The sequence below is a fragment of the Pseudomonas sp. MT92 genome (assembly GCF_058792515.1).
The window spans coordinates 79,612-103,086 of record NZ_JBXAFA010000004.1 but is presented as its reverse complement, the minus strand read 5'-3'; the positions used below and the strand labels follow the sequence as shown (position 1 = coordinate 103,086).

At 59.9% G+C, this 23,475-nt stretch carries 21 protein-coding genes, 1 tRNA gene and 2 pseudogenes; 14 read left to right on the top strand and 10 right to left on the bottom strand.

Annotated features, from left to right (window positions below; all coding sequences use genetic code 11):
- Positions 1 to 27: 27 nt before the first annotated feature.
- The 6 genes from AC1Q6D_RS08820 to AC1Q6D_RS08795 all read left to right on the top strand — a co-directional run bounded on the left by AC1Q6D_RS08820 (position 28) and on the right by AC1Q6D_RS08795 (position 7,085).
- Positions 28 to 543 carry a sigma-70 family RNA polymerase sigma factor gene (locus tag AC1Q6D_RS08820; protein ID WP_103404640.1) on the top strand — a complete coding sequence of 172 codons (516 nt, stop codon included), beginning with the start codon at positions 28 to 30 and terminating at the stop codon, positions 541 to 543.
- Complete coding sequence (locus AC1Q6D_RS08815) at positions 544 to 1,521, top strand: FecR domain-containing protein (protein WP_103404641.1); 978 nt, start codon at positions 544 to 546, stop codon at positions 1,519 to 1,521.
- A gap of 99 nt (positions 1,522 to 1,620) precedes the next feature.
- On the top strand, positions 1,621 to 4,035 hold the full coding sequence (locus AC1Q6D_RS08810; RefSeq protein WP_103404642.1) for a TonB-dependent receptor: 2,415 nt from the start codon (positions 1,621 to 1,623) through the stop codon (positions 4,033 to 4,035).
- Positions 4,036 to 4,096: 61 nt separating this feature from the next.
- Positions 4,097 to 5,278, top strand: a complete 1,182-nt coding sequence (locus tag AC1Q6D_RS08805) for an ABC transporter substrate-binding protein (RefSeq protein ID WP_103404643.1) — start codon at positions 4,097 to 4,099, stop codon at positions 5,276 to 5,278.
- Positions 5,275 to 6,336, top strand: a complete 1,062-nt coding sequence (locus tag AC1Q6D_RS08800) for a FecCD family ABC transporter permease (RefSeq protein ID WP_103404644.1) — start codon at positions 5,275 to 5,277, stop codon at positions 6,334 to 6,336. Before AC1Q6D_RS08805 ends, AC1Q6D_RS08800 begins: the two co-directional genes overlap by 4 nt.
- Entirely contained in the window at positions 6,330 to 7,085 is a 756-nt protein-coding gene (locus AC1Q6D_RS08795) for an ABC transporter ATP-binding protein (protein WP_103404645.1), read from the top strand. Before AC1Q6D_RS08800 ends, AC1Q6D_RS08795 begins: the two co-directional genes overlap by 7 nt.
- A 722-nt stretch (positions 7,086 to 7,807) precedes the next feature.
- Here the strand turns inward: AC1Q6D_RS08795 and AC1Q6D_RS08790 are convergent.
- Positions 7,808 to 8,653, bottom strand: coding sequence for a hypothetical protein (locus tag AC1Q6D_RS08790; RefSeq protein WP_103404646.1), 846 nt, complete (start codon positions 8,651 to 8,653; stop codon positions 7,808 to 7,810).
- A gap of 16 nt (positions 8,654 to 8,669) precedes the next feature.
- Positions 8,670 to 9,488 (bottom strand): DUF2092 domain-containing protein, encoded by an 819-nt coding sequence (locus tag AC1Q6D_RS08785; protein ID WP_103404647.1) that lies wholly within the window; start codon positions 9,486 to 9,488, stop codon positions 8,670 to 8,672.
- A gap of 334 nt (positions 9,489 to 9,822) precedes the next feature.
- On the opposite strand from AC1Q6D_RS08785, the pseudogene AC1Q6D_RS08780 reads away from it, so the two are divergent.
- The 5 genes and pseudogenes from AC1Q6D_RS08780 to AC1Q6D_RS08760 form a co-directional block, all read left to right on the top strand.
- Positions 9,823 to 10,023: pseudogene (locus tag AC1Q6D_RS08780) on the top strand (arylsulfatase); the annotation flags it as partial.
- A 66-nt stretch (positions 10,024 to 10,089) separates the two neighbouring features.
- Positions 10,090 to 10,358: pseudogene (locus AC1Q6D_RS08775) on the top strand (outer membrane protein transport protein); the annotation flags it as partial.
- A 45-nt stretch (positions 10,359 to 10,403) separates the two neighbouring features.
- Entirely contained in the window at positions 10,404 to 11,081 is a 678-nt protein-coding gene (locus tag AC1Q6D_RS08770; RefSeq protein ID WP_103404648.1) for a DUF3313 domain-containing protein, read from the top strand.
- A 63-nt stretch (positions 11,082 to 11,144) separates the two neighbouring features.
- Positions 11,145 to 11,561: a hypothetical protein gene (locus AC1Q6D_RS08765; RefSeq protein ID WP_103404649.1), complete on the top strand. Its 417-nt coding sequence runs from the start codon at positions 11,145 to 11,147 to the stop codon at positions 11,559 to 11,561.
- A 15-nt stretch (positions 11,562 to 11,576) separates the two neighbouring features.
- Positions 11,577 to 12,035, top strand: a complete 459-nt coding sequence (locus AC1Q6D_RS08760; protein WP_103404650.1) for a glycine zipper 2TM domain-containing protein — start codon at positions 11,577 to 11,579, stop codon at positions 12,033 to 12,035.
- Between the two features lie 359 nt (positions 12,036 to 12,394).
- Here AC1Q6D_RS08760 and AC1Q6D_RS08755 read toward each other — a convergent pair.
- A tRNA-Leu gene (locus AC1Q6D_RS08755) sits at positions 12,395 to 12,481 on the bottom strand.
- A 615-nt stretch (positions 12,482 to 13,096) separates the two neighbouring features.
- Here AC1Q6D_RS08755 and AC1Q6D_RS08750 point away from each other — a divergent pair.
- A complete protein-coding gene (locus tag AC1Q6D_RS08750) occupies positions 13,097 to 13,639 on the top strand; it encodes an Hsp20/alpha crystallin family protein (protein WP_103404652.1) in 543 nt (180 codons plus the stop codon).
- A 102-nt stretch (positions 13,640 to 13,741) separates the two neighbouring features.
- On the opposite strand, the gene AC1Q6D_RS08745 is transcribed toward AC1Q6D_RS08750, so the two are convergent.
- The 7 genes from AC1Q6D_RS08745 to AC1Q6D_RS08715 all read right to left on the bottom strand — a co-directional run bounded on the left by AC1Q6D_RS08745 (position 13,742) and on the right by AC1Q6D_RS08715 (position 20,716).
- Positions 13,742 to 14,884, bottom strand: a complete 1,143-nt coding sequence (locus AC1Q6D_RS08745; protein WP_103404653.1) for an ABC transporter permease — start codon at positions 14,882 to 14,884, stop codon at positions 13,742 to 13,744.
- Positions 14,881 to 16,305, bottom strand: coding sequence for an efflux transporter outer membrane subunit (locus AC1Q6D_RS08740; protein WP_492618458.1), 1,425 nt, complete (start codon positions 16,303 to 16,305; stop codon positions 14,881 to 14,883). The genes AC1Q6D_RS08745 and AC1Q6D_RS08740 overlap by 4 nt, the downstream gene beginning before the upstream one ends.
- 62 nt (positions 16,306 to 16,367) lie before the next feature.
- Entirely contained in the window at positions 16,368 to 17,255 is an 888-nt protein-coding gene (locus AC1Q6D_RS08735) for an efflux RND transporter periplasmic adaptor subunit (protein WP_103404655.1), read from the bottom strand.
- Positions 17,252 to 17,971, bottom strand: a complete 720-nt coding sequence (locus tag AC1Q6D_RS08730; RefSeq protein ID WP_103404656.1) for an ABC transporter ATP-binding protein — start codon at positions 17,969 to 17,971, stop codon at positions 17,252 to 17,254. Before AC1Q6D_RS08730 ends, AC1Q6D_RS08735 begins: the two co-directional genes overlap by 4 nt.
- 22 nt (positions 17,972 to 17,993) lie before the next feature.
- On the bottom strand, positions 17,994 to 19,367 hold the full coding sequence (locus tag AC1Q6D_RS08725; protein ID WP_103404657.1) for an MBL fold metallo-hydrolase RNA specificity domain-containing protein: 1,374 nt from the start codon (positions 19,365 to 19,367) through the stop codon (positions 17,994 to 17,996).
- 97 nt (positions 19,368 to 19,464) lie between these two features.
- Complete coding sequence (locus tag AC1Q6D_RS08720; RefSeq protein ID WP_103404658.1) at positions 19,465 to 20,385, bottom strand: universal stress protein; 921 nt, start codon at positions 20,383 to 20,385, stop codon at positions 19,465 to 19,467.
- 76 nt (positions 20,386 to 20,461) lie between these two features.
- Positions 20,462 to 20,716: an Lpp/OprI family alanine-zipper lipoprotein gene (locus AC1Q6D_RS08715; RefSeq protein WP_103404719.1), complete on the bottom strand. Its 255-nt coding sequence runs from the start codon at positions 20,714 to 20,716 to the stop codon at positions 20,462 to 20,464.
- Between the two features lie 236 nt (positions 20,717 to 20,952).
- On the opposite strand from AC1Q6D_RS08715, the gene AC1Q6D_RS08710 reads away from it, so the two are divergent.
- Together AC1Q6D_RS08710 and ftsH are read left to right on the top strand one after the other, a co-directional pair.
- Complete coding sequence (locus tag AC1Q6D_RS08710; RefSeq protein ID WP_103404659.1) at positions 20,953 to 21,600, top strand: BON domain-containing protein; 648 nt, start codon at positions 20,953 to 20,955, stop codon at positions 21,598 to 21,600.
- Positions 21,601 to 21,621: 21 nt separating this feature from the next.
- On the top strand, positions 21,622 to 23,463 hold the full coding sequence (gene ftsH / locus AC1Q6D_RS08705) for an ATP-dependent zinc metalloprotease FtsH (protein ID WP_103404660.1): 1,842 nt from the start codon (positions 21,622 to 21,624) through the stop codon (positions 23,461 to 23,463).
- Positions 23,464 to 23,475: the final 12 nt, after the last annotated feature.

Below are 23,475 nucleotides of genomic sequence, written 5' to 3'. Positions count from 1 at the left end.
ACTTCTCAATTGCATAAAGCTGCAGCCATGAGCGAAACCCTTCCCGCGAATAACAACCATCACCTGCGCGCAATCGAAGCCCTGTACAGCGGCCATCACGGCTGGCTGTACGCGACGCTGAGAAAAAAACTGGGTAACGCCATGGATGCGGCGGATCTCGCGCAGGACACCTTCACCCGTATCCTCGCCTCCCAGGTCACCGTCATCGAACAGCCCCGCGCCTACCTGAGCTGCGTGGCCAAGGGCATTCTGGTCAACTGGTATCAACGCAAGGCCCTGGAACGCGCCTACCTGGATGCCCTCTCCCATTTGCCTGCGCCAGAAGTGCCTTCGCCGGAGTTGCGCTTCATGGTCCTGGAGACCCTGCACGAAATCGACGCGATGCTCGACGCGCTGCCGCCACTGGTCAAACGTGCGTTCCTGCTCTCGCAGATCAGCGGCCTGAAATATGACGACATTGCCACGCAACTGGGCGTCTCGCTGATCACCGTCAAACGCTACATGAAGCAAGCCTTCGTGCAATGCCTGTTGCTGGTGGAATGAATGCTCACCCACCGCAACGCGCCGCCCTCCGATCGACAGGCCCTTGAAGAAGCGGCCGACTGGCTGATCCGCTTGAGTGAAGGCGAACTGAGTGACCCTGAACGCGCCGAATGGGACTGCTGGAAAGCCAGCACCCCCGAGCGCGGCCGGGCCTGGGCGCGGGCGCAGTTGTTGCAGGGCAAACTCGGTGGACTGCCACCGTCTCTGGCGATGTCGGCGCTTGATCGCCCAAGCAGCCCGGAACGCCGTGCGGCGCTGGGCAAACTGGCCATGATCCTGGCGATCCTGCCGGTTGGCTGGGCCAGCTGGAAGCTGGCAGAGTCCCGACAATGGTCGGCCGACTATCGCACGGCTGTCGGCCAGCGACGCGAACTGACCCTGGCCGATGGTTCGAAAATCACCCTTAACACCGACACCGCCATCGACGTGCTGTTCGACACCAACCAACGCCACCTGCACCTGCGCGAAGGCGAAATACTGGTGCAGACCGCGCCGGACAATTCACCGTCGCCCCGGCCTTTCCTGGTCAGCACCCGCCAGGGCCGCCTGCAAGCGTTGGGCACGCGCTTCACCGTTCGCGAACTGCAATCACGCACTCGCCTTGCCGTCCTGGAAGGCGCTGTAAAGGTAGAGCTGGCAGATGATCGCAAGGGAGCACCGCTGATCATCGGTGCCGGGCAACGCACCGACTTTTCTTCCAGCACCTTCGGCCCGGTCAGCGTCGCCGGCCGCTCCGCCGGCGACTGGACGCAAGGCATGTTGATGGCGGACAAGATGCGCCTGGCGGACTTCGTCGACGAGTTGACGCGCTATCACCGTGGTGTTGTGCGCCTCGACCCGGCCATTGCCGATCTGCGCATTTCCGGTGCCTACCCCATCAGCGACACCCAGCGCACCTTGAACATGCTGGCGCACACCTACCCGATCCATGTCAGCGGCCATTTGAATGGCTTCTGGGTCATGCTTTCCCCCACTTGAGTCGCCGAAAAATATTGCCGCACCGGTGATACTTTTTTTGATCTCGACTGGCTATGGGGGAGAAACACTTTACCGTCCTGTTTATAGGTCCATCCATTCATGCCTGCTGCACGCCTCCTGCGCCCGGATCGTCAGTTCAAACCAGTGATTCGCAGTGCGTTGCTCAGCCTTGTCCTGATCGGTGTCGTTTGCCCGTTTGCCTTGGCCGTCGTGCCTGTCCAACTGGACTCTGTCGCGGTCCGTGCCTACGACATTGCCTCCGGGCCGCTGGGCGCCACCCTTTCCAGCGTTGCCGTCGAGGCCGGTATTGCGCTGTCGTTTCAGCCTTCCCTGACCGAAGGCCTGACCAGCCCTGCACTGATCGGCCATTTCACCGCGCAAGAAGCCATCACTCGCTTGCTGGACGGCAGTGGCCTGGACATGGTCTTGCTCAGCGATGGCAGCTACTCGCTGGTACAGCGCCGGGTGACGCTGGATGAGACGGCAGTCATCGGTACCGACCAACGCGCCGATGCCCTGCCGCAGGTGTATGTCGGTGGCCAGGTGGCCGGCGGTGCCCGTCTGGGTATTCTCGGCAATACCGACGTGATGGATGCTCCGTTCAGCATCAGCACCTACACCTCGGCACTGATCAAGGATCAACAGGCCGTCACTGTCGGCGATGTATTGGAGCGCGACTCCTCGGTGCGTTCCACGGGGCAGGCCGGGGGCATCGTCGACTCGTTTTTCATCCGTGGTTTTCCCGTCGGTGAAGGCAACCTCGGTGAATTGGCGTTCGACGGCGTCTACGGTGTCGCGCCCAACTACCGGGTGTTCACCGAGTACGCCGAGCGTGTCGAACTGGTCAAAGGCCCCGGTGCCCTGCTCTATGGCATGTCGCCCAACAGCGCAGTCGGCGGTGTTATCAACGTGGTGCCCAAGCGCTCCCTCGATGAAGACCTGACCCGTTTCACCGCCAGCTACGCCATGGACTCGCAGCTTGGCGGGCACCTCGACGTGAGTCGACGCTTCGGTGAAGAACGTCGCTTCGGCCTGCGCCTCAATGGCAGCACCCAACTGGGCAACACCGCGATCGACGATCAATCGCGGCATGTCGATATCGGTGCCCTGTCCCTTGACTATCAAGGCGAACGCCTGCGTACCAGCTTCGACTGGCTCAATCAGGAAGAACGTTTCGACGCTGCTTCGCGCCCCTTCCTGATCGCCTCGGGCGTGGACATTCCCTCGGCGGCCAATGGCCGTATCAATGTGAGCCAAGCATGGGGCTGGTCGCGCACCCGGGACAAATCCGCCCTGCTCAGTGGCGAATACGACCTGAGCGACGCACTGACTGTTTTCGCCCATGCCGGCGGTGGCCAGTCGGATGTCGCGCGGATGTCCGACCAGACGCCGACCCTCATGAATGCCGTCGGCGATACGTCTTCGATTCCGGGCTATTACAAGTTCGAAGTCGAGCGATACACCCTCGACGCCGGTGCACGCCTGCGTTTCGACACCGGGCCGGTCAGCCATCGCACCGCCCTGCAAGTCAGCCGTTATCGCGATGTGCTGTCGCGCGGGATCATTTCCAGCGCGCCGATCCTGTCGAACATCTATCACCCGGTGGATCGGCCAAAGCCGTACCTCCCCAAGCCGGACACGCCGAAAGTATCCGAAAGTGAACTGACCGGCGTGGCGCTGGCGGACACGCTGTCGGTACTGGATGACCGGGTGCAGCTAACCGTCGGCGTACGCCGGCAGAACATCCAATCCGACAACTACAACGCCACCGGGGTGGTCACCACGTCCTACGATGATGGCCGGACCACGCCGCTGTACGGCGTGGTCATCAAGCCCTGGGATCACGTTTCGTTCTACTACAACTACATCGAAGGCCTGAGCAAGGGCGACATTGCGCCGTCCACCGCCTCGAACGCCGGCGAGATCTTTGCCCCTTACGTTTCCCGTCAGCACGAACTCGGCGTCAAGGCCGACTACGGCACCTTCACCTCCACCCTTTCCCTGTTCCAGATCACCAAACCCAGCGGGGAACTGGCCTCCGGGGTGTTTGCGGTGCAGGGCCAACAGCGCAATCGCGGCCTGGAACTGAATGTGTTCGGCGAAGTCGCTCCAGGCACGCGACTGCTCGGTGGCGTGACCCTGCTCGATGCGCAACTGAGCAAAACCTCGGTGGCTGGCAACCGTGGCAATAAACCGGTTGGCGTACCCGAAGTGCAAGCCAACCTGTGGGCCGAACGGGATGCCTCGTGGCTGGAGGGACTGACGCTGACCGCTGGCGCGATCCATACCGGTAGCCAGTACGTCAACCAGGCCAACACTCAGAAACTGGATGACTGGACCCGCTTCGACGTCGGCGCGCGCTACACCACGCTCATCGATGAGCGACCGACCACGTTTCGCGCCACCGTGCAGAACGTGTTCGACCAGGCGTACTGGTCGGGCGTGGCCTCCTACGGCGCGTTCTCCCAAGGTTCACCGCGCACTTTATTACTGTCGGCAACTGTCGATTTCTGAAACGTTCAGCCGGCTGACGGTGTGAACCGTTGACCGACCTGACTTTGCAAAGGCTTTGACCATGGTGATTTTCGATAGACGCAGCTATGCATGGGTTGCACTGCTACTGGCAGGCCTTCTGGGGCTGATTTCCTGGGTACCGCGCCCTGCGCATGCCGCCGAGGCGGACACAGCGCGCACCGAGGTGACCGATCTGCTGGGGCGCAAGGTCAAGGTTCACCTGCCGGTCAGGCGCGTCATCCTTGGCGAAGGTCGACAGTTGTATCTGGTCGCCGCCCTCGATGTGCAAAACCCGATCGAGCGCATCGTCGGCTGGCGCAAGGACCTGATCCAGTCTGATCCGGACACCTACAACGCGTACCTGCGCACATTTCCCGGCATCGCCAAAATCCCCACCTTCGGCGGTTTTGAAGACGGCACCTTCGACATCGAGCAGGCCATTTCCCAGCGACCGGACGTGATCATCCTCAACATCGAGGCACAGCACGCCACTGAAGATGCACGCTACATCGAAAAGCTCGACGCGCTGGGCATTCCGGTGGTGTACGTCGACTTCCGTAACAACCCGATGCAGAACACCGAGCCGACCATGCGCCTGTTCGGTCAACTGTTCGGCATGGAACAGCGCGCCGAAGCCTTCATCGATTTCCGCAACCGGCAGATTCACCGCGTCACCGACGTCATCGAGAAAAATCATCCGCCACGTCCCAGCGTGTTCATCGAGCGAATCGGTGGCTACACCGATGATTGCTGCCTGAGTTTCGGCAACGAGAACTTCGGTCTGTTCGTCGAGATGGCCGGTGGCAACAACATCGCCCGGCGCATCATTCCCACCACGTTCGGCCAGTTGAATCCCGAGCAAGTCATTGTCGCCAACCCGGCCCATGTGGTGATCACCACCGCCAACTGGGAAGCCTTTGCTCCCGGCGGCCATTGGGTCGGCGTCGGTCCTGGCGCAGACATGACCCTGGCGCGGAAAAAACTCGCCTGGTACACACAGCGTCCGGCCTACGCCGGCATCAAGGCTCAGGACAACCAGGCGTTTCACGCCATCTGGCATCAGTTCTACAACAGCCCCTATCAGTTCGTGGCCATCCAGCAACTGGCGAAATGGTTCCATCCCGAACTGTTTGCCGATCTCGATCCGGAGGCGTCATTTCGCGAACTGCATGAACGCTTCCTGCCCGTGCCCTATGAGCCCGGCTACTTTGTCAGCTTGCCGCAACCGGAGGTCAAACCATGAGTTCGTTGACTGACGCCGTGGTCGTACAGCGCGAGACCTATCGCCGCCTGGTATTGCGCAAGCGCTTGATCCTTGCAGGGCTGGTGTCCCTGTTGTCATGCAGTGTGCTGCTCGACCTGGCGCTGGGGCCGGCGAGCTACAGCTTCAGCGAAGTCCTCGGCGCGTTGTTTTCGCCGGGCAGCGCATCGCCGCAGGTTCGCGTGGTGATGTGGGACATTCGTCTACCGGTGGCGCTGATGGCTGTCGCCGTCGGGGCGGCGCTGTCACTGGCCGGCGCACAGATGCAGACCATCCTCAATAACCCGCTGGCCAGCCCGTTCACCCTGGGCATTTCCGCAGCCGCCGGTTTCGGCGCCGCGTTGGGACTGGCGTTCGGTGTCGCGCTGTTCCCGCTGGCGGCGCAATTCATGGTGCCGCTCAATGCGTTCATCATGGCCATGCTCTCGGCGCTGTTGATCCATTTCCTGAGCATGCGTCGCGGCGTCACCGCCGAAACCATTGTGCTGCTCGGCATTGCACTGGTGTTCACCTTTAACGCGTTGTTGGCACTGGTGCAGTTCTTCGCCACCGAGCAAGCGGTCGCCGCCGTGGTGTTCTGGACCATGGGCAGCCTGACCAAAGCCACCTGGCCAAAACTCGGGGTGATCTGTCTGGTGATCCTCATCACCCTGCCGATCTTCGCCAAACGCGCCTGGGCTTTGACCGCCCTGCGCCTGGGCGACGACAAGGCCGCCAGTTTCGGCATCAACGTGCGCAGGCTGCGTTTTCAGACACTGATCATGGTCAGCCTGCTGGCCTCGTTTCCCGTGGCGTTCGTCGGCACCATCGGTTTTATCGGACTGGTCGGCCCGCACATCGCCCGCATGCTGATCGGTGAAGACCAGCGTTTCTTCCTGCCCGCCTCGTTGCTGACCGGATCATTGATCCTCTCGGCCAGCTCGGTGGTCAGCAAAACCCTGATCCCCGGCGCGATATTCCCCATCGGCGTGGTCACGTCGCTGATCGGCGTACCGTTCTTCATATCTCTGATTCTCGGCGGGAAGAAAAACGCATGGTGAAGCTGCAGCTGGATAATCTCGGTGCCCACTATGGGCAGCGCGAGATCATTAGCGGTGTGTCGTCTACCGTATTTTCCGGCGGTCAGGTGGTCGCCGTGGTCGGTCCCAACGCCGCTGGCAAATCGACGCTGTTCAAACGCATCGCCGGACTGATCGACGGCCCCGGACAGGTGATTTTGCAGGACTCCAAAAAAGGTCCGACAGGCATCAGCTATATGCCGCAGGGCCTGAACGCCAGTGCGCGGTTGACGGTGTATGAGTCGGTGCTGCTGGCGCGCAAGCAACTGACGCCGGGCTGGGTCGTACACGACGATGAGTTGAAACGGGTCGATGAGATTCTCGCGGCGTTGGGCGTCACCGGATTGTCCTTTCGCAACCTCGGTGAACTCAGTGGCGGGCAGCAGCAGTTGGTGTCCATCGCGCAAACCCTGGTGCGCGAGCCGGAAATCCTGCTGATGGACGAGCCGACCAGCGCCCTGGACATGCATCGCCAGGTGCAGGTGCTTAACTTCATGCGCACACTGGCCCGCCAACGCGAGGTGATCGTGTTCATCGCCATCCACGATTTGAATCAGGCACTGCGGTTCGCTGATCAGGTGCTGGTCATCGCTGAGGGCACCGCGCAAGGCAGCGGCCCTTGCTTCGAGGTGATTACCGAGCAAATGTTGCGCAATGTTTACAAGGTCGAAGCGCGGATAGAACAGTGCAGTCGCGGACTGCATCACATACTGATCGACGACATCGTTTAACGTCGGATGTGCGGCCAGTCATGACTTTACGTCAGGCAAAAAAACCGCACGCGTCGGGCTGGATTGATGACACGGGTAGTCGTTAGTCGGAGTGATTCATTGCGCTGGCGTTGATACCATCGCGCCCACGTTCTCCATGCATTAAGGGATGTGGGGGAAAATAGAAGCCCCGGCGATTGCGAACCGCCGGGGCTTTGCTTTTTCAATCCCGCTGAGCGCCTGGCGCCGTCCATTCGGACGCTGCCCCAGGGCGTGAGGGAATAGGGCAACCACCATCGCGAACGCAAGAAAACACCACCACCGAAATACATTGCGCAATCAACTCCAGGTGCCGCAATGCGCATTCGGCCAGGTCGAGTCAGGCAGCACATTCGTCTTGCCCGGCAAACGGATGTCAGTAATGACCAGCGCAATTGAAATTGAGTCTTCCAGCATGGGGAGAGCGTCATCGGCACAAGCGCAATCAATCACACATAGGCCTAGCAGCGAAATTGCCTCGACCGTTAGAGGGCGAAGTATTTCATCATCCTCTACGTTCAGCCCAGTTGGAGACATGGCTGAAAATCCCGAAAGCTTATCACTTTTAGTGATGTGACAGATGGCAAGCGTTTCGGACAACTGAGCAGCGGTGTCGGGTGGACGAGCGATTGTTGAATTTCGTCAATCCACTAGCCTGTTTGATCGGCAAAATTTTTCTGGCGGGTACCTTCACCTGAGGTAGATCAAGGCATCGGCACCACAGTGTAGAACACGCCATTGGCACCGTAAGCAGGACGCACCCATGAATTGCCGCACTGGTAAAATGTGCCTTGCGCAACGGTTCTCAACCCACATCCGGAAGGTAGGCTGGCAAAGGTTGCGCCTATGGGCATTGTCGGCGGCGCGGAAGCGACCATGCCCGCGTTATACCCTGCTCCGTAGGCATTGTTGTTGGCATTCTGGTTTGCCACCGTCGCGACAGCCGCTCCCGCCACCACGCCTGCCGCAGCCGCAGCTGCCGGGTTGACTCCCTCGTTATAACCACAGTTATAGCAACCGCTGTTGGCAATGACAGTGGTGGGCGGATGATAGTAGGCCGTGCCATAAGGAACGGGGTGATACCCACTCGCACCGGAGACAGGCGGACGGTAAGCGGTCGTGCCATAACCGTCCGCGTGATAGCCGCTGGCCGTCGCACCATATTCACCCTGGGCATGCCATGCACCTTCACCACCCGAAGCCGTTCCACCCTCGGCGCCCGTACCGTGCCAGCTCCCTCCGCCACCGGAGGCAGTCCCGCCATTTTCATCCCTGGCGTTCCAACTGCCTTCGCCACCCGACGCCGAGCCGCCGCGATAGCCTGATCCGCTCCAGCTACCGCTGCCGCCCGACGCCGAGCCGCCACGATTGCTTTCGCCACTCCAACTGCCTCCACCGCCCGACGCCGAGCCGTATTCGCCCGAATGGCTCCATGAGCCCCCCCCTCCCGAGGTGCGCCCAAAACCGGATGCGTGAGACCAGGCTCCCGCTTCGTTACAGGAGAGTATTGCGACAATCAGGCCGGCGAATTTCAAGGTAGATCTGTTCATGCTTCAGTCTCCTTGCTCAAGGTTTCGACACCGGCTCTTTTACCCCTTGCGGTGCACGAAGATCGGGCGGCGGGGAAAACTGAATCCGATGCGCCGTTTCGATATGGTCAGGTTTGAAAAATTCCGCAGACATCGCTGATTCAAGTTTCCAGTCACTGAAATCGACCTGATGCCGGGATCGTGTCGGATCATCCAGAAACACGGCGCGCAACCGACGTGGAAGCTTGTCCTGTACGCCGATCCACGCCTGAACGAACACACTCTCACTGGTGTAAGCGAGCACATCAGTGGTGGTATCCCCGACCACTGTGCTCTGGCCGATGTAAAACGCTACACGCATGTCCCGTGACAAATCCTTGTACGGATCAGTGACGATCACGTCAGTAAAGGGAAAATAGATCGCGGCACGCTGGTACGCGGCCTCCAGGGTTGCATCGATGGTTGGTGGCGCATCCGCTTGAGCCAAGAGGTTGTCTTTGCGCTCGAAGGCATAAGCTTTTTTGCCGTCGTAGTAGAACTCGGTAACCGGGCCGTCGCCCGAACTCATCACGCGAAGGCGATCCGGTCGTTGCAGATTGACCAGGTCCACCGTGCCATAGGCCAAGGGAGGCCCCAGCCGGCTGGGCTTTTCATAGGTTGTCACCGCTTTGAAACTCATGCCCTGGGTGGACGCCAACCTTGCGCTCATGGCCTTGAGTATCTCCAGGGCCTTGGGCTCCAACTGCGCCGGCGGGGGATCGACAGCAGGGGGTTGTGCAGCGTGCAGTGGTATAGCGAACAGTCCCAAGACTAAACCGAGCGAGAACAACCGGACATGCTGATGAAGACTTCGCATCGTTTGTTCTCCGCGCAGACGTAGAGCTGGGACGATTCGAGTTGACGAACAGTCGCGATACGCCAGCCAACCTGCAATCGGCCGTTTCGCAACATCCGAAATGCGCCGGTTTGCTGCTGATGCCTACGCGGTCATTTCAGCAAAGCTCAGTTTTGTGTCTATCGCCATTCAATCGATAAAAAACTTGTACACATCCAGACAAAACAGCCCGCCAGCGTAAAAATTTTCTGGAAGTTTCGGCATTGCTACCTAATCTCCTCGCGGGGGATCCAATTTTCAGGAGCAGGCGTGAGGCTTCTCTCACAGCGCTCGCACCACGGCAAAGGATCTCGAGATGAACCGGACACCATTTCCCTCGTTGATTGCTCTGCCGATACTGCTGACTGCTATGGCTCTACCCGTCATGGCACAAGCCGCCGATAAATCGGCGCCCAACATTGTGGTCATCATGGGTGACGATATTGGCTGGTCCAATATCGGTGTCTATAACCAGGGCATGATGGCCGGGCGCACACCTAACCTCGACCAACTCGCCCTTCGGCCTGACCGACCGCAGCGACGGCCAGTTCAAGTACAGAGACAACGATTGGGGCTTTAGCTGTTGTGGAACGTCGGCGTGGCGTACGACAGCAGTGCCGTTTCGGACAGCAATCGCACGGTCACCGTGCCGATGGCCGAATCCTGGCGCATTGCGACAGGAGCCACCTATGCGCTGAACGAGGACACCGACATCAACGTCAGCTGGGCCTTGGTGTGGCTGGGCGACATGCCGGTGGATCAGAGCAAAACCCTGTCAGGTGATCGAATTTCCGGTCAATTCGACAGTGCCTGGATTCAAGCGGTGACCGGAAACAGACCTGGCGTTTCTGATTGCCTTTGAACAAACACGACTTGATCCAAGGAGCACACAACACTATGAACCTGTCCCGAAAAATGCTGGTCGGCGTCGCGCTGACCGGCCTGCTGCTCGGTGGCTGTACCTCGAAAGTCACCGAGACAACGCAGTACTCCGGCTTCCTGTCCGATTACAACAATCTGCAGGAAGTGAGCACGCCAAGCGGCGGTACGGCGATGCGCTGGGTGAGTCCTTCGTGGAACGCCAATGCGTATGACACGGTGGCCTTCAACAAGCTGCAACTGTATCCAGCGCCTCAGCCCAATGAGCGGGTCAACCAACAGACGCTCGATGACCTTCAAAACTACATGACCACCAAGGCCAAAGGCGTACTGGGCCAGAAATACCGGATTGTATCCAGCCCGTCCGCAGCACCGGCCGCCTCGAGAACCCTGATCCTGCGTTCGGCCATCACAGGTGTGAACGCCTCCAACGAAGGCATGAAGTGGTATGAAGTCGTGCCCGTCGCGGCAGTCGTTGGGGCAACTCAGGCCGCGACCGGTCACCGGGATCAGGACACGAACCTGTTCATCGAGGCCGAGCTCATCGACGCAAAAACCAATCAGCCCGTGGTTAAGGTGGTGCGCAAGCTGTTCGGCAGCCAGTTGTCCAACGCCAGCCAGAAGATCACCACTAACGACTTCAAGGCTGCGATTGAAAAACTCAACGCCGATATCTGGGCGTTCATCCGTAGCTGAGCCGCCCTTCAGTCGCCGGCACCCGCTGGCGACTGAATAATCCTCAAGCACAGGACATCCGACATGCAGGTTTATTCATCGAAATTACTCCGGCCCTTGCTGGACGCTGCGCTCCTGGCGAGCGTGCTCGCATTGAGTGCGTGCGCAACGGTCGACGCCCAGACGACCGCTTACGTCGGGGTGGAACACCCGGCGCCAACGTTGGCCAGCCAGGTCCAGGTATTACGGGTAGAACCCACCCGGCCCAATGTGCAGCTGGGTGAAATCCTGATCGATGCCAGCGTCGACCCGGCGCCTCCCATCACGCAGGTCGAACAGAAACTGCGCGAACAGGCCGCCACGCTCGGCGCCGACGCAGTGGTCGTGGTGTATGACCATATCCAACCCGTCGCCACTTATGTGACAGGCCCGCTGTGGAGTCGCAATATCGAAACGATTCAGGGCCGCAAGCTCAAAGGCATTGCCATCCGCTATCAGTAAAAGAGGTGTACCGAAATGAAAACAATTCTGTCCTGGCTGACGCTTGTGTCGATGGCTGTGGTGATCAGTGCCTGCTCCGCCGTGGGAGCCAACGATGGCGGCGCCGGTGAAAGCCAGATTCGCGCGGGCAAGATCGAGCAAATATCACTGACGCAAATGCAGACTAATCACGACAGCGGCGTCGGAGCCGTACTTGGCGGCCTTGGCGGCTTGGGTATCGGCAGCCTGATCGGTCGTGGTACCGGGCGCGATGTCGCCATGGTCGCCGGTGCGCTTGCGGGGGCCGTCGGCGGTAACTACGCAGAGAAGAAAAAGTACGACCAGCCGGTAGAAGCGCAGCAGGTGATCGTGCGGGTACGAAACGGTGTGCTGGTGTCGGTGACTCAGCCGATCAATCCATCCCTGAGCAAGGGCATGAATGTATATATTCAGGGCTCAGGTAATGAGGCTCGAGTAGTACCGCAAGGCGGTTGAGGCGCATCCTGATGGTGGTAATCGATTCTGGACAGCCGATGACGAGGAGCGTGCTAAGGAAAAGATTCGATGACGCCAGAGAGGCAGCCGGGATCCCGAATGCACAATTTCAGATGCGGGACTGACGAGCAAAAACGGCAACGGACAAAGAGGCGTCAACAGGGAGCATCCGCGAAGCTCGGGACCCATAGGGACACACAACCGTCGGGATGACAGAACAGTACATCCGAATGCGAAAGGGCATGAAGGTAACCCCTACGAAGTGACTGACGGTCACGAATTGCGGAAAAGATTTTTCGATTGCGGAAAAAAGAACTAAGGGCTTGCATGAGGTATGTCATGCAAGCCCTTGATATTCATGGTGCCCGAAGCCGGAATCGAACCGGCACGCCCTTACGAGCGGGGGATTTTAAGTCCCATGCGTCTACCAGTTTCGCCATTCGGGCGGTAGCGCGGTAAAGCGGTCTGAACCCTGCCTACTACGATCTGGCAGTGCTGACCCTTGTGCAGCAGAGGAGGGAATATATACATCCCGTCCTGGTGAAGCAAGTTCGCAAATGTACTTTTGTAGACTAAATCTTTCAAGCCAGCGCGAATAAAAAAGCTCCGTAAATCATGGATCTACAGAACTTGTTTAAGGGTGCTGGCCAAAGTCGGAATCGTCCGGCCCAGGCGAATGTCTTGTCCACTGAAAAAGTCAGGCAGATCAGGAGGCTAGCACGAGATGAGTTGCGCAAGCCACTGATATTCAAGGGATGAGCCCGTCGAAAATCACGGGCTGGTCTCATTCCCGGGGCCTTGGACCCTCTCGGTGATGGCGTTTATCGGACAGCAGTAGTGTTTGCCCTCCTCCTGATCTAAATCAAACACGCTTTGCGCGTTTACGCAGAAATTAAAGTCAGCACTCGCCCCCTGAATCGGTGTCTGCGCAAACGCCCGTCTCTTAAAGGCTGCCCATGAAAACGCACCCAAAAGCCCGAGACGGCAACATTTTTGACTACCCGTTTGATCTGGGTGGACTGGCATTCCCAGCCTGCCCTTCACCATAGGAGTCACGAAAAATGAGCAATTCCGTGAAAAAGATGCCGGAGCATCCTGACGAAAAGGCCAGTCAGCACCCCGTGGCGACAGACCTTTGGCGACCGCTGGAAAAACTGCGGCAACAGGTCGATCACCTGTTCGACGACTTCAATCGCGGTTCGAGCCTGTCGCCATTCGGTCGCGGGCTGTTCGATGTCGAACCCTTCTGGAAGCGTGAGCTGACAGGGCATGGCATGCCGGCCGTGGACATCAGCGAAAAAGAAAAAAGCTTCGAAATCACCGCCGAGTTACCCGGCATGGATCAGAAGAACATTGAGATCAAACTGTCGAACGGCAATCTGATCATCAAAGGCGAAAAGAAAGAAGACAAGGAAGAAAAAAGGAAGGGTTACCACCTTAGCGAGCGTCACTATGGCGCCTTCGAGCGGATGTTCAACCTGCCCAAAGGGGTCGATGCCGACAAGATCGAAGCGAGTTTCAGCAAAGGCGTGCTGAGCATCTCGTTGCCGAAAAAGCCCGAAGCCATGAAAGCGGATAAAGTCGTGCCAGTCAAAGGCGAGTAAATCCCAGGCGGCTGCGCCCCTTGCCGGGAAACCGGCAAGGGTTTTTTTGCCTCGCGGATCGGTGTGAAGACCGATGGTTTTAACCTTTGGCCCAGCCCCGCATCACCCTCTGAAAATATCGAACGGCTCGATCCTGAGGACTTTGCGGATCCCCAGGTAACTGGAAAAACCGGCAATCAACAGCACCAGCCCAAACGCCAGGCCAAGATTCCAGAACGTGATGATGGCGGCATAGTTGGGCAGGTAGGTCCGCGCAATGGCGATCATCAGGGTCACCAGGCCGATGCCCAGCCCGTAACCGGTCATGGCCGTAAACGTTGCCATGAACAGGATCATGTAGACCAGCTCCCGACTCTTGGCCCCAATGGCCTTGAGGGCGGCGAACTTGTCCAGGTTTTCCAGAATGAAGGTGTAAAACGTTTGGCCGGAAATCGACAGGCCGACCAGAAAACTGATGATCGTCATCATCAGGATGTTGGTGCCCACCCCGGTTTGATAAATGTAGTAATTGGCGATGCGCTGGTTGAATTCCTGCCTGGTCAGGGCGACATAACCCAATTGCGCTACTTGTTGCTTGATCGCGCCCTCGGCTTGTTTATTCCTGGGCTTGAGCAAGATGTAAGACACCTTGAAGCGAGTGGTCGGGATGTACTCGGTGGCGCGCCGGTAAGTGGTGTAAAGCGTCGGCACGCCGGTCAAGCCGCCGACCAGGACCTTGGCAATGCCAACAATGGTGCCGCGGTGGTCGTTGAGTTCAAAGGAGGTGCCGATCTTCGGGTTCCCCAGTTTCGAAAACTCGGCATCGTGGACCATGATGAAGGCGTTCTCCGCGTAGATGTCCTCGATAACGCCCTCCTCCAGCACCGGACGGCCATACAGACTGGTGTCGTCCAGTCCGATCACGCTGACCCCCTGGTAATTGCCGTTGGACAAGCGCACCTGCGCACTTCCGATGAATATCGGCACGGCGTATTCAACCTGCTTCATGCTGCGCACCGCATCGAGCAGGTAATCCGGCAGAGGGATGACACTGGTCGGCGTGTTCACCGCCGGATCGATGATCCACATCGGTGCGCCGATGTTGGTCACCGTCGAGTAAGCCCTGTTCAGGATGCCGGCAAACATCGCCGTCATCTGCATCATCAGGAACACCGAAAAAGTGATACCCACCAGCAACGCGGAGAATTTGGCCCGATCATTGACCAGCAGTTTGTAGCCGATGCGCAGGATGCCGTTGTATTTCATGGCGCAAGCCTGCCAGCGCCGGCATCGGCTCGGTTCCACCAGCCGCCGCCCAGCGCCACGAACAGCGCGACGGTGTCCTGATGCCGTTGGGCCAGTGCCTGCAAGTAAGCGATGTTGACCTGATGCAACTGCACATCGGCCACCAACAGCTCCAGATACGTCACCAGGCCCGAACGATAGTTGGCTTGCAACAGCCTCAAGGCCTCTTGGGCAGCGACTTGCGCCTCGGCCTGTTTTTGCAGGACTTGCGCATCGTACTCCAGCGCCTTGAGAACATCGGCCACCTGGGCGAAAGACACCAGCACCACTTGCCGATAGTTCGCCGACGCTTGCTGATAGGCATCGATCGCAGCCTGGCGGCCGTACCACAGGCGACCGCCCTCGAACACCGGGATGTCGATCGACGGCCCGACACTCCAGAATCGTCCGGCACCGCCGAACAAAGATCCGGTGGAAGACCCGGCGGTTCCGTAGGTGCCCGTGAGACTGAAACTGGGAAACATCGCCGCCGTCGCCACCCCGATATCGGCGCTGGCCTGGTGCAACTGCGCTTCTGCGGAAAGGATATCCGGCCGCTGGCGGACCAGTACCGAGGGCAGGCTGACGGGCAGGTTCTCCGGCAGCGACAGGCCCGTCAAGCGGATGTCGGGTTGCCTGGCGTCCGCAGGCATCACCCCTTCGAGCGTGGCCAGCAGATGTTCGGCCTGGCTGACTTTCTGCTGCAGCGCCGGCAACAACGCCTCGTTGGTGGCAATCAGGCTTTGCAGACTCAAGGTCGACGAATAAGGCGCGGTACCGCTGCGCACCTGTGCCTGGGTGGATTGCAGCTGCTGGCGTTGCAGTTCAATCAGCTGTTGCGTGGCCTCGATTTGCGCGACGTAGGCAGCACGGGCGATCGCGGTGTTGACGACGTTGGCCGTCAAGGTCAGGTAAGCCGCCTGCGTCAGCCAGGTCTGATTCTCCACCTGGGCTTGCAGGCCCTCGATCGCTCGCCGTTCGCCGCCAAAGACATCGAAGGTGTAGCTGATCGTCCCGCTGAGGGTCAGGACATTGAAGATTGAGCCGTTGGTGGACAGCCCCTGCTGAACAAGGGAACTGCGCTCGCGACTCGCGCCGAAGTGGGCATCCAGCTGCGGGTAGAACACCCCATAGCCGGCCATGAGCGTATCCTGGCTCTGGCGCAAACGGGCTTCTGCCGCCTGCAAGGTCAAGTTGTGGGAGATCGCCTGGCGCACCAGTGTGTCCAGCGGTGCCGATTGAAAGAACCGCCACCAGTCCGGTGCCACCTCGCCCCCGGGCACAAAGCGCTGGGCCTGCCCCTCAGCCACCACCGCAGCCGGCGCGGGCTCGGGCAGGTAAGCCTCCTGCGCGGGGGCTGCCGGGCGCGAAAAATCAGGCCCGACCATGCAGGCGCTGCTCATCATCAGCAGACTTAAGACGAGGCAACCGTTCCCTGTTCGGCCCAACCGGCCTGGCCTGTCCATCATTTCTGACCTATGAAGACGTCCACCAACTGCCCTGGGTAAACCATCGGCAGATCTTTTTTCTCAAAGCGAAAAACCACCGCCAGCACCCTCAGGTCGACCTTCTCCTGGCGCTGATTGGACAACTCGATTTTCGGCGACACATAGGGCTGCACCCGAACGAACTCCAGCGGCACTTTGATATCCGTGCCATGGATCAGCATCTGCGCCCGCATGTGCTCGGGAGCAGGCAAACGGGCAATCAGGATCTCGTCGACGTAACAGCGCACCGCCAGATGGCTCTGGTCGGCACTCATGACAATGAGCGGGCTGAAGCCCTGCGTGTACACATCGTAGGCCCCTTGGGGCGACACATAGCTGCCGACGGTGCTGTTGATCGCCAACACCACGCCATCGGTCGGTGCCCTGATCACGTATTGCGCCAACGCCACCGCCGATGCCTTCAGCGCCGCCTGTGCCTGGCTGGCGATGTCCCTGGCCGTGTCCAGGGTGTCCTTGCTGATGGACTTCGGATCGATGCCATAGGAGACCAGCCGTTTGTTGTACTGGTCCCGAGCGGTGTTCAACGTGGCCTGCGCCAGCTCGAAGTTAGCCTTGGGCAAGGCATCGTCCAGGGTCACCAACGGCAGGCCGCGGGTCACCGCTTGCCCCTCATGCACCAGTACTTGCGTGACGGGCCCGGCCACCTGCGGGTAAATCACGATGTTGCTGCCACTGGACTGCTCACTTTCGATAATGCCGTTGGCATAGATGGCGGTGTCGTAGGTACTGCTCGCCGGGGCAAAGGCCGGTGGCAGTGTCTGAGGAGTACGTCCGAGCAGGTAGGCCGCGATCAATCCGCCAAGGACACCCAAAATCGCCAGCGTGAACAGCATGGGCTTGTTCACGACGAAGTCCGCTGGGGCTCGGTGATTCGGCCGTCTTCCATGTAAATGATCCGATCGGCGTACTCGTTGATCCGCGCATCGTGGGTGACGATCAAGATGCAACACTGCTGGTTGAGGATCCGCTCCTTGACGAAGGCAATGATCATTTTCCCGGTATCACCGTCGAGGGACGCCGTGGGCTCATCCAGAATCAGGATCTGCGGCCTGCTCACGATCGCCCGGGCAATGGCCACGCGTTGTTGCTCACCACCGGAAAGCTTGACCGGCAGAATGTCCCCCCGATCCTTGAGCCCGACCACTTCCAGGCTTTGCCTGGCCTGCGCGATGGCATCGTCCCAGTCGTGGTGCTGGAGAATCAGGGGAATGGCGACATTCTCCGCAGCGGTCAACCGCGTGAAGAGGTGGTAGTCCTGAAACACGAACCCGATGTTGTTGAGGCGCAGCTCGGCCAGTCGATCACTGCTCAGGCTCCAGATGTCCTGACCATTGATCGTGACCGTCCCGGCGTCGGGCCGCAATATGCCGGAAATCATGCTCAGCAGCGTGGTCTTGCCACTGCCCGAAGGCCCGACAATGAACACCATTTCGCCAAACTGCGCGACCAGCGCCACCTCATCCACCGCCTTCATCCGCGCATTCCCTTCACCAAACCACTTGCTCAGCCCGCTGGAAACGATTGCCGGATGATGGGCCGTGGCGACTGCGGCGTTGCTCATGCGTGCTCCTCTCTGCCGGATGTCAAGGCGGGTCGATGTGGGTCAAGTCGACGCTGTCGCGATATTCCGGCACCGAGACCGACCAACCCAGTTCCAGGCTGATGCGTCGGCGCAGCACATCCGAAGCGTTAGGCTCTCCGTGCACGACATAGGTGTGTTTGGGCGGTCGCTTGAACCCGCGCAGCCATTGCATGATTTCGTCGGCGTCCGCATGGGCGGACAAGGTTTGCATCGGGACCACCTCGGCCCGGATCGGTACATCCTTGCCATGGATCCGCACCGAAGGCGCCCCCGCGACAATCTGCGCGCCTCGGGTACCACCGGCCTGGAAGCCCGGGACCAGCAAGGTGTTGACCGGGTTGGGGGCCAGGGTCTTGAGGTGGTGAATCACCCGTCCTCCCGTGGCCATGCCACTGGCGGCGATTATCACTGCCGGGGTGTTTCGCAGGTCCAGTTCGATGGAGTCCTTGGTGGTGCGTACGAACTGCGCCACATGGCACATGCCTTCGCACTCCTCCAGTGACAGCCGGTGCTCGCTGCGAAACCGTTGGTACAGCAGCGTGACATCGGTCGCCATGGGGCTGTTCAGGTAGATCGGCAAGTCCGGGATGGCGCGTTTCTGCATCAACCGGTACAGGTGATACATCAACAACTGCGCGCGTCCGACGGCAAACGATGGCACCAGAGTGATGCCATGGCGCAACGCGGTGCGGGTGATGACGTCCGCCAACTGTGCTTCAGGGTCCTCGTCCGGGTGCTTGCGATCGCCGTAGGTCGATTCCACCAACAAATAGTCGGTCTGTTCGATGAGTTCCGGGGCGTACATCAAGGGATCGTTCGGCCGTCCCAGGTCACCGGAGCACACCAGCGTGGTGCCATCAGCCACAATCTCCACGGTGGCGGCGCCCAGGATATGCCCGGCGCAGCGCATAAAAAGGCTCATGCCGGGAACAATTTCCACCCGGTGGTGCAGTTCGATCGGCCGCAAAAGTCTCAAGGCCCGTTGTGCATCCTCTTCGGTGTAGAGCGGCAACGCCGGCGTGTGCTTGGAGAACCCGTGTCGATTGGCAAACTCGGCTTCCTCTTCCTGCAAGCGGCCACTGTCGAGCAGCAGGATCTTCACCAGTTCGCAAGTCGCGGGCGTGGCGTAGACCGGGCCGCGATAGCCATTGCGCACCAGCACCGGCAGGTAGCCGCTGTGATCGAGATGAGCGTGGGTCAGGACGATGGCATCGAGGTCGTGAACGGGCAACTGGAACGCTTCCCAGTTGTGCAGGCGCAATTGCTTGTAGCCCTGGAACAAGCCGCAATCGATCAGAACATGCTGGTCACGATGCGCCAGCAAGTATTTGCTGCCGGTAACCGTGCCCGCCGCGCCAAGAAATGTCATGCGCATGGCCGTCTCCTTGAAGGTACATGGGAGCGCTAGTGATCGCTCTTTTCGTCCCATGTGCAGTTGATTTTTATCAACGATCGCCGCGACAACGGACGCGTCAGTCGAGCCAGGGCAATGGTTTGACGACCACCAGGCTGCACGGGGCCTTGTTCAACACGCTTTCGGCGGTGCTGCCGATGAACCGGTCGATCCCATGGGTGTAGGCCGTGCCGAGCACCACGATGTCGAAGGCGTGCTCTCGGGCGACCCGCGTAATCACCCGATGAGGGATTCCCGCCTCCAGATGCCGGCGTTTTTGCTCAATCCCGTAGCGCTCGGCCAGTTCATCGAACGCCTCTTGCTGCGCATCGTTGATTGCGTCTCGCAAACTGGCATCCAGCGCGGGGGTCGGCAGGCTCGCCACCGAGTCGCCCGTCACCGACCAACTGTTGACGTTGAGCAGGTGTAAAGCGGCGCCACAGGAAGCCGAGAGCGTCGCTGCAAAATCAAGGATCCGGTCATTCAGGCCCTGGGTCATTTCCTCAAGGTGCGACAGATCGACGGCGGCGAGGATCTTCAACGGTTTCGGGTTTTTCGCACCGGTCACCAGGTGCAAGTGCGCCGGACAGTCGCGCAGCAGCAGCCAGTCCAGGGGACGGTGAAACGCGCGGTCGAGGGCCGGGACATGCTGGGTGTCCTTGATCACCAGGTCCGGATGGAAGTCATTCACATACGCGAGCACATGCGCCAGGCTGTTCCTCGCCCAGACCACCTCGGTGGTCACCGGCAGCCCGACGCAGCGGTGGAACCTGGCTTGCTGCTCCAGCCACTGGCGATGCACCTGCAAGTAGCCTTCCCGTGCCTGGGCCATGGCGTCATGGTCAAACAGCCCGGCCACTGCCAGCGACTGGATATAGTCGAATGCAACGATGTGCAGCAACGCCCCGGTTGCACTGGCCAGGGCATGGGCCCGATCAAACGCCGGGGTGCGAACCCTCTCGGAGGGCGCTATCAACAGGATACGTTTAAGTTTCACCATCACAGACCTCGCCCTGACCCTGTATACCGGCGTAATGCTCATCCGACGTCCTGTCGGTCCTTCGGGCAATCACACATCACTTGCGCGTCGCCTTTTCCAGCATCCGGCTGGCGCGCGTATTCGCCTCATCAGCCGTGCGTTGCGCCTGACTGGCGGCTTGCGCTGCCTGTTCGGCCTTGTTGTAGGCCTCATCGGCCCTGAGCCGTGCGGAAGCGGCATTGTTTTCGGCGGACTCCAGCCGGGCGTCGATTTCCTTGGCGTGCTTGTTACTGCACCCGGCCGTCGTGGCCAACAAAACACTCAGCAAAGCAACGGACACATACTTGTTCATGGTGATTCCCTCGGTTGAATGCATCTGAAAAATCTCGCACAACTGGACCCAGTATTCGGGTGTCAACGCCTGCGCAATCTGATTTTTGTCAACAGATCGCTGACTGGCGGTCTGCACAGCACTCACTGAAGCCTTGTTGATTTAGCTCAAGGTGTTTGTGTCGATCAGGCGTAAAAAAAACAGACCGGGTTCATGTGACCCTCCGTCATCCCGTATATCCGACACAGGACACGATCATGAGTGACTTGAGCCTACGTAAAACCATTCTGGAAGAGCTTGAGTTCCAGCCCCACATCGACGCCGCCCACATTGGCGTGGGCGTCGAAAACGGCATTGTCACCCTCTCCGGCCATGTCAGTAGCTACGCCCAGAAAGTCAGTGCCGAACACGCGGTCAAGGCCATAAAAGGCGTGCGCGCCGTGGCCGAAGAAATCCAGGTCCGGCTGGAAAAAGGCGCTGGTACGGCGGATGACACCATCGCGAACCGCGCCTTGAACATCATCACCTGGAGCTCCGATATTCCAGAGGGCGACATCAAGGTCATCGTGCAAAAAGGCTGGATTACCCTCGAAGGCCAGGTGCACTGGCAATACCAGAAAGAAACCGCTGAGCGTGCGGTGCGCAAATTGTCCGGTGTGGTGGGCGTGGACAACCGCCTCACCCTTCGTCCGCGGGTAGAGGTCGTCGATATCCAGCACAGCATCGAAGAAGCCCTCAAACGCAATGCCGAAGTCGACGCCAAGGCGATACGCGTCAAGGTCGAAGGCGGCCTGGTGAAACTCGAAGGCCGGGTGCATTTCTGGCGCGAGCGTCAGATCGCCGAACGGGCTGCCTGGGCGGTACCAGGCGTCAGCCAGGTGGACGATCAATTGCTGATTGCCTGAGCCCATGTGCGAGCCAAGTCCATGAAAAAAAATCACCAGTGGAACCTGTCCTACTTCCTGATCGCGTTTGTCGTGCTCAGCACGGTGCAAATGCTGTTTATCGAACGGCGAGCGGTGCAGAGCATTCCGTACAGCCAGTTCCTGCAGTTGCTCAGCGAGCAGAAAGTCAGCGACTTGCAGATCGAGAAAGACCAGATCAACGGCAAACTCCAGGAGCCGATTGACGGGCACAACCAATTCTCGACCGTGCGTGTCGACCCGACACTGGCCACCGACCTTGCCCAGTCAGGCGTCGGGTTCACCGGGGTTAACGAAAACACCTTCCTCGCCAGCCTGCTGGGCTGGGTTCTGCCCTTTGTCCTGATCATGGTGCTCTGGCACTTCCTGTTTCGCGGGCTGGCGGAAAAACAAGGCATGGGCGGGCTGATGAGCATCGGCAAGTCCCGGGCCAAGGTGTTCGTCCAGCGCGACACCGGGATCACCTTCGCCGACGTGGCCGGCATCGATGAAGCCAAGGCCGAATTGGTGGAGATTGTGTCGTTCCTCAAGGACAAGGAGAAATATGGACGCCTGGGCGCCCATATTCCCAAGGGCACGTTGCTGGTCGGCCCGCCGGGCACCGGCAAGACCCTGGTCGCCAAGGCCATCGCCGGTGAAGCCGGCGTGCCGTTTTTCTCGATCTCCGGTTCGGAGTTTGTCGAGATGTTCGTCGGCGTCGGTGCCGCCCGCGTGCACGATTTGTTCGAGCAAGCGCGGCAGGCCGCGCCCTGCATCATTTTCATCGACGAACTCGACGCCCTGGGCAAAATGCGCGGCGTCGGCGCGTTCGGCGGCAATGACGAAAAGGAGCAGACCCTCAATCAGTTGCTGGCCGAACTGGACGGTTTCGACCCGCGTGAAGGCGTGGTGCTGCTGGCCGCGACCAACCGGCCGGAGGTACTGGACCCTGCCCTGCTCAGGGCCGGTCGTATCGACCGGCAGATTCTGGTCGATCGCCCTGACCGCAAGGGCCGCCAGGCGATCCTCAAGGTCCACCTGCAAAAGATCACCGTGGCACCCGGCCTCAATGAAGAGCGAATCGCCGACATCACCACGGGATTCACCGGTGCCGACCTGGCCAACCTGGTCAACGAAGCGGCCATTGTGGCCACCCGCCGTGGCGCCGACGCGGTCAGCCTCGACGATTTCACCGCCGCCGTGGAGCGCATTGTCGCCGGGGTTGAGCGCAAGAGCAGTGTGCTGCGCCCCGAAGAGCGCCAGGTGGTGGCCTATCACGAGATGGGGCATGCCCTGGCGGCCAGCAGCCTGCCGGCCATGGACCCGGTGCACAAGGTGTCGATCGTGCCGCGCGCCATCGGTTCGCTGGGCTATACATTGCAGCGGCCGACCGAAGATCACTTCCTCATCAGTTGCCAGATGCTCAAGGACCGGATCGTGGTCCTGATGGCCGGGCGTGCGGCCGAATTCCTTGCCTATGGCCAGATTTCCACCGGCGCGGCCGATGACCTGGCCCGCGCGACGGATATCGCCCGGCAATTGATCACCCGGTTCGGCATGAGCCCCGAGCTCGGTCAATCGGTACTGGAACGCCAGAGCGCGACGTACCTGGGCGAGCGCATGCAGGGCATGGGCGAGAAAGATTACTCGGAACAAACGGCCAGGGAGGTGGACCTGGGTATTCGCGCCCTGATCGATGAAGCCTATGGACGGGCCAAGGCCTTGCTTGAGAGTCGTCGTGCCGATCTGGACGCCGGTGCGCGTCTGCTGCTGGAAAAGGAAACCCTGACGCCCGAAGAGTTTCCCGCGCTCCTGCCGCTAAAAACCGCTCCGGCCTCCGTACGGGTGACAGTGTCCTCATCCTGAGGCCTGTCACCC

What these genes read in the sequence shown, in the direction of transcription:
- AC1Q6D_RS08820 (WP_103404640.1), top strand. Translation starts at nt 28, where the DNA reads ATGAGCGAAACCCTTCCCGCGAATAACAACCATCACCTGCGCGCAATC.
- AC1Q6D_RS08815 (WP_103404641.1), top strand. Translation starts at nt 544, where the DNA reads ATGCTCACCCACCGCAACGCGCCGCCCTCCGATCGACAGGCCCTTGAA.
- AC1Q6D_RS08810 (WP_103404642.1), top strand. Translation starts at nt 1,621, where the DNA reads ATGCCTGCTGCACGCCTCCTGCGCCCGGATCGTCAGTTCAAACCAGTG.
- AC1Q6D_RS08805 (WP_103404643.1), top strand. Translation starts at nt 4,097, where the DNA reads ATGGTGATTTTCGATAGACGCAGCTATGCATGGGTTGCACTGCTACTG.
- AC1Q6D_RS08800 (WP_103404644.1), top strand. Translation starts at nt 5,275, where the DNA reads ATGAGTTCGTTGACTGACGCCGTGGTCGTACAGCGCGAGACCTATCGC.
- AC1Q6D_RS08795 (WP_103404645.1), top strand. Translation starts at nt 6,330, where the DNA reads ATGGTGAAGCTGCAGCTGGATAATCTCGGTGCCCACTATGGGCAGCGC.
- AC1Q6D_RS08790 (WP_103404646.1), bottom strand. Translation starts at nt 8,653, where the DNA reads ATGAACAGATCTACCTTGAAATTCGCCGGCCTGATTGTCGCAATACTC.
- AC1Q6D_RS08785 (WP_103404647.1), bottom strand. Translation starts at nt 9,488, where the DNA reads ATGCGAAGTCTTCATCAGCATGTCCGGTTGTTCTCGCTCGGTTTAGTC.
- AC1Q6D_RS08770 (WP_103404648.1), top strand. Translation starts at nt 10,404, where the DNA reads ATGAACCTGTCCCGAAAAATGCTGGTCGGCGTCGCGCTGACCGGCCTG.
- AC1Q6D_RS08765 (WP_103404649.1), top strand. Translation starts at nt 11,145, where the DNA reads ATGCAGGTTTATTCATCGAAATTACTCCGGCCCTTGCTGGACGCTGCG.
- AC1Q6D_RS08760 (WP_103404650.1), top strand. Translation starts at nt 11,577, where the DNA reads ATGAAAACAATTCTGTCCTGGCTGACGCTTGTGTCGATGGCTGTGGTG.
- AC1Q6D_RS08750 (WP_103404652.1), top strand. Translation starts at nt 13,097, where the DNA reads ATGAGCAATTCCGTGAAAAAGATGCCGGAGCATCCTGACGAAAAGGCC.
- AC1Q6D_RS08745 (WP_103404653.1), bottom strand. Translation starts at nt 14,884, where the DNA reads ATGAAATACAACGGCATCCTGCGCATCGGCTACAAACTGCTGGTCAAT.
- AC1Q6D_RS08740 (WP_492618458.1), bottom strand. Translation starts at nt 16,305, where the DNA reads ATGAGCAGCGCCTGCATGGTCGGGCCTGATTTTTCGCGCCCGGCAGCC.
- AC1Q6D_RS08730 (WP_103404656.1), bottom strand. Translation starts at nt 17,971, where the DNA reads ATGAGCAACGCCGCAGTCGCCACGGCCCATCATCCGGCAATCGTTTCC.
- AC1Q6D_RS08725 (WP_103404657.1), bottom strand. Translation starts at nt 19,367, where the DNA reads ATGCGCATGACATTTCTTGGCGCGGCGGGCACGGTTACCGGCAGCAAA.
- AC1Q6D_RS08720 (WP_103404658.1), bottom strand. Translation starts at nt 20,385, where the DNA reads ATGGTGAAACTTAAACGTATCCTGTTGATAGCGCCCTCCGAGAGGGTT.
- AC1Q6D_RS08715 (WP_103404719.1), bottom strand. Translation starts at nt 20,716, where the DNA reads ATGAACAAGTATGTGTCCGTTGCTTTGCTGAGTGTTTTGTTGGCCACG.
- AC1Q6D_RS08710 (WP_103404659.1), top strand. Translation starts at nt 20,953, where the DNA reads ATGAGTGACTTGAGCCTACGTAAAACCATTCTGGAAGAGCTTGAGTTC.
- ftsH (WP_103404660.1), top strand. Translation starts at nt 21,622, where the DNA reads ATGAAAAAAAATCACCAGTGGAACCTGTCCTACTTCCTGATCGCGTTT.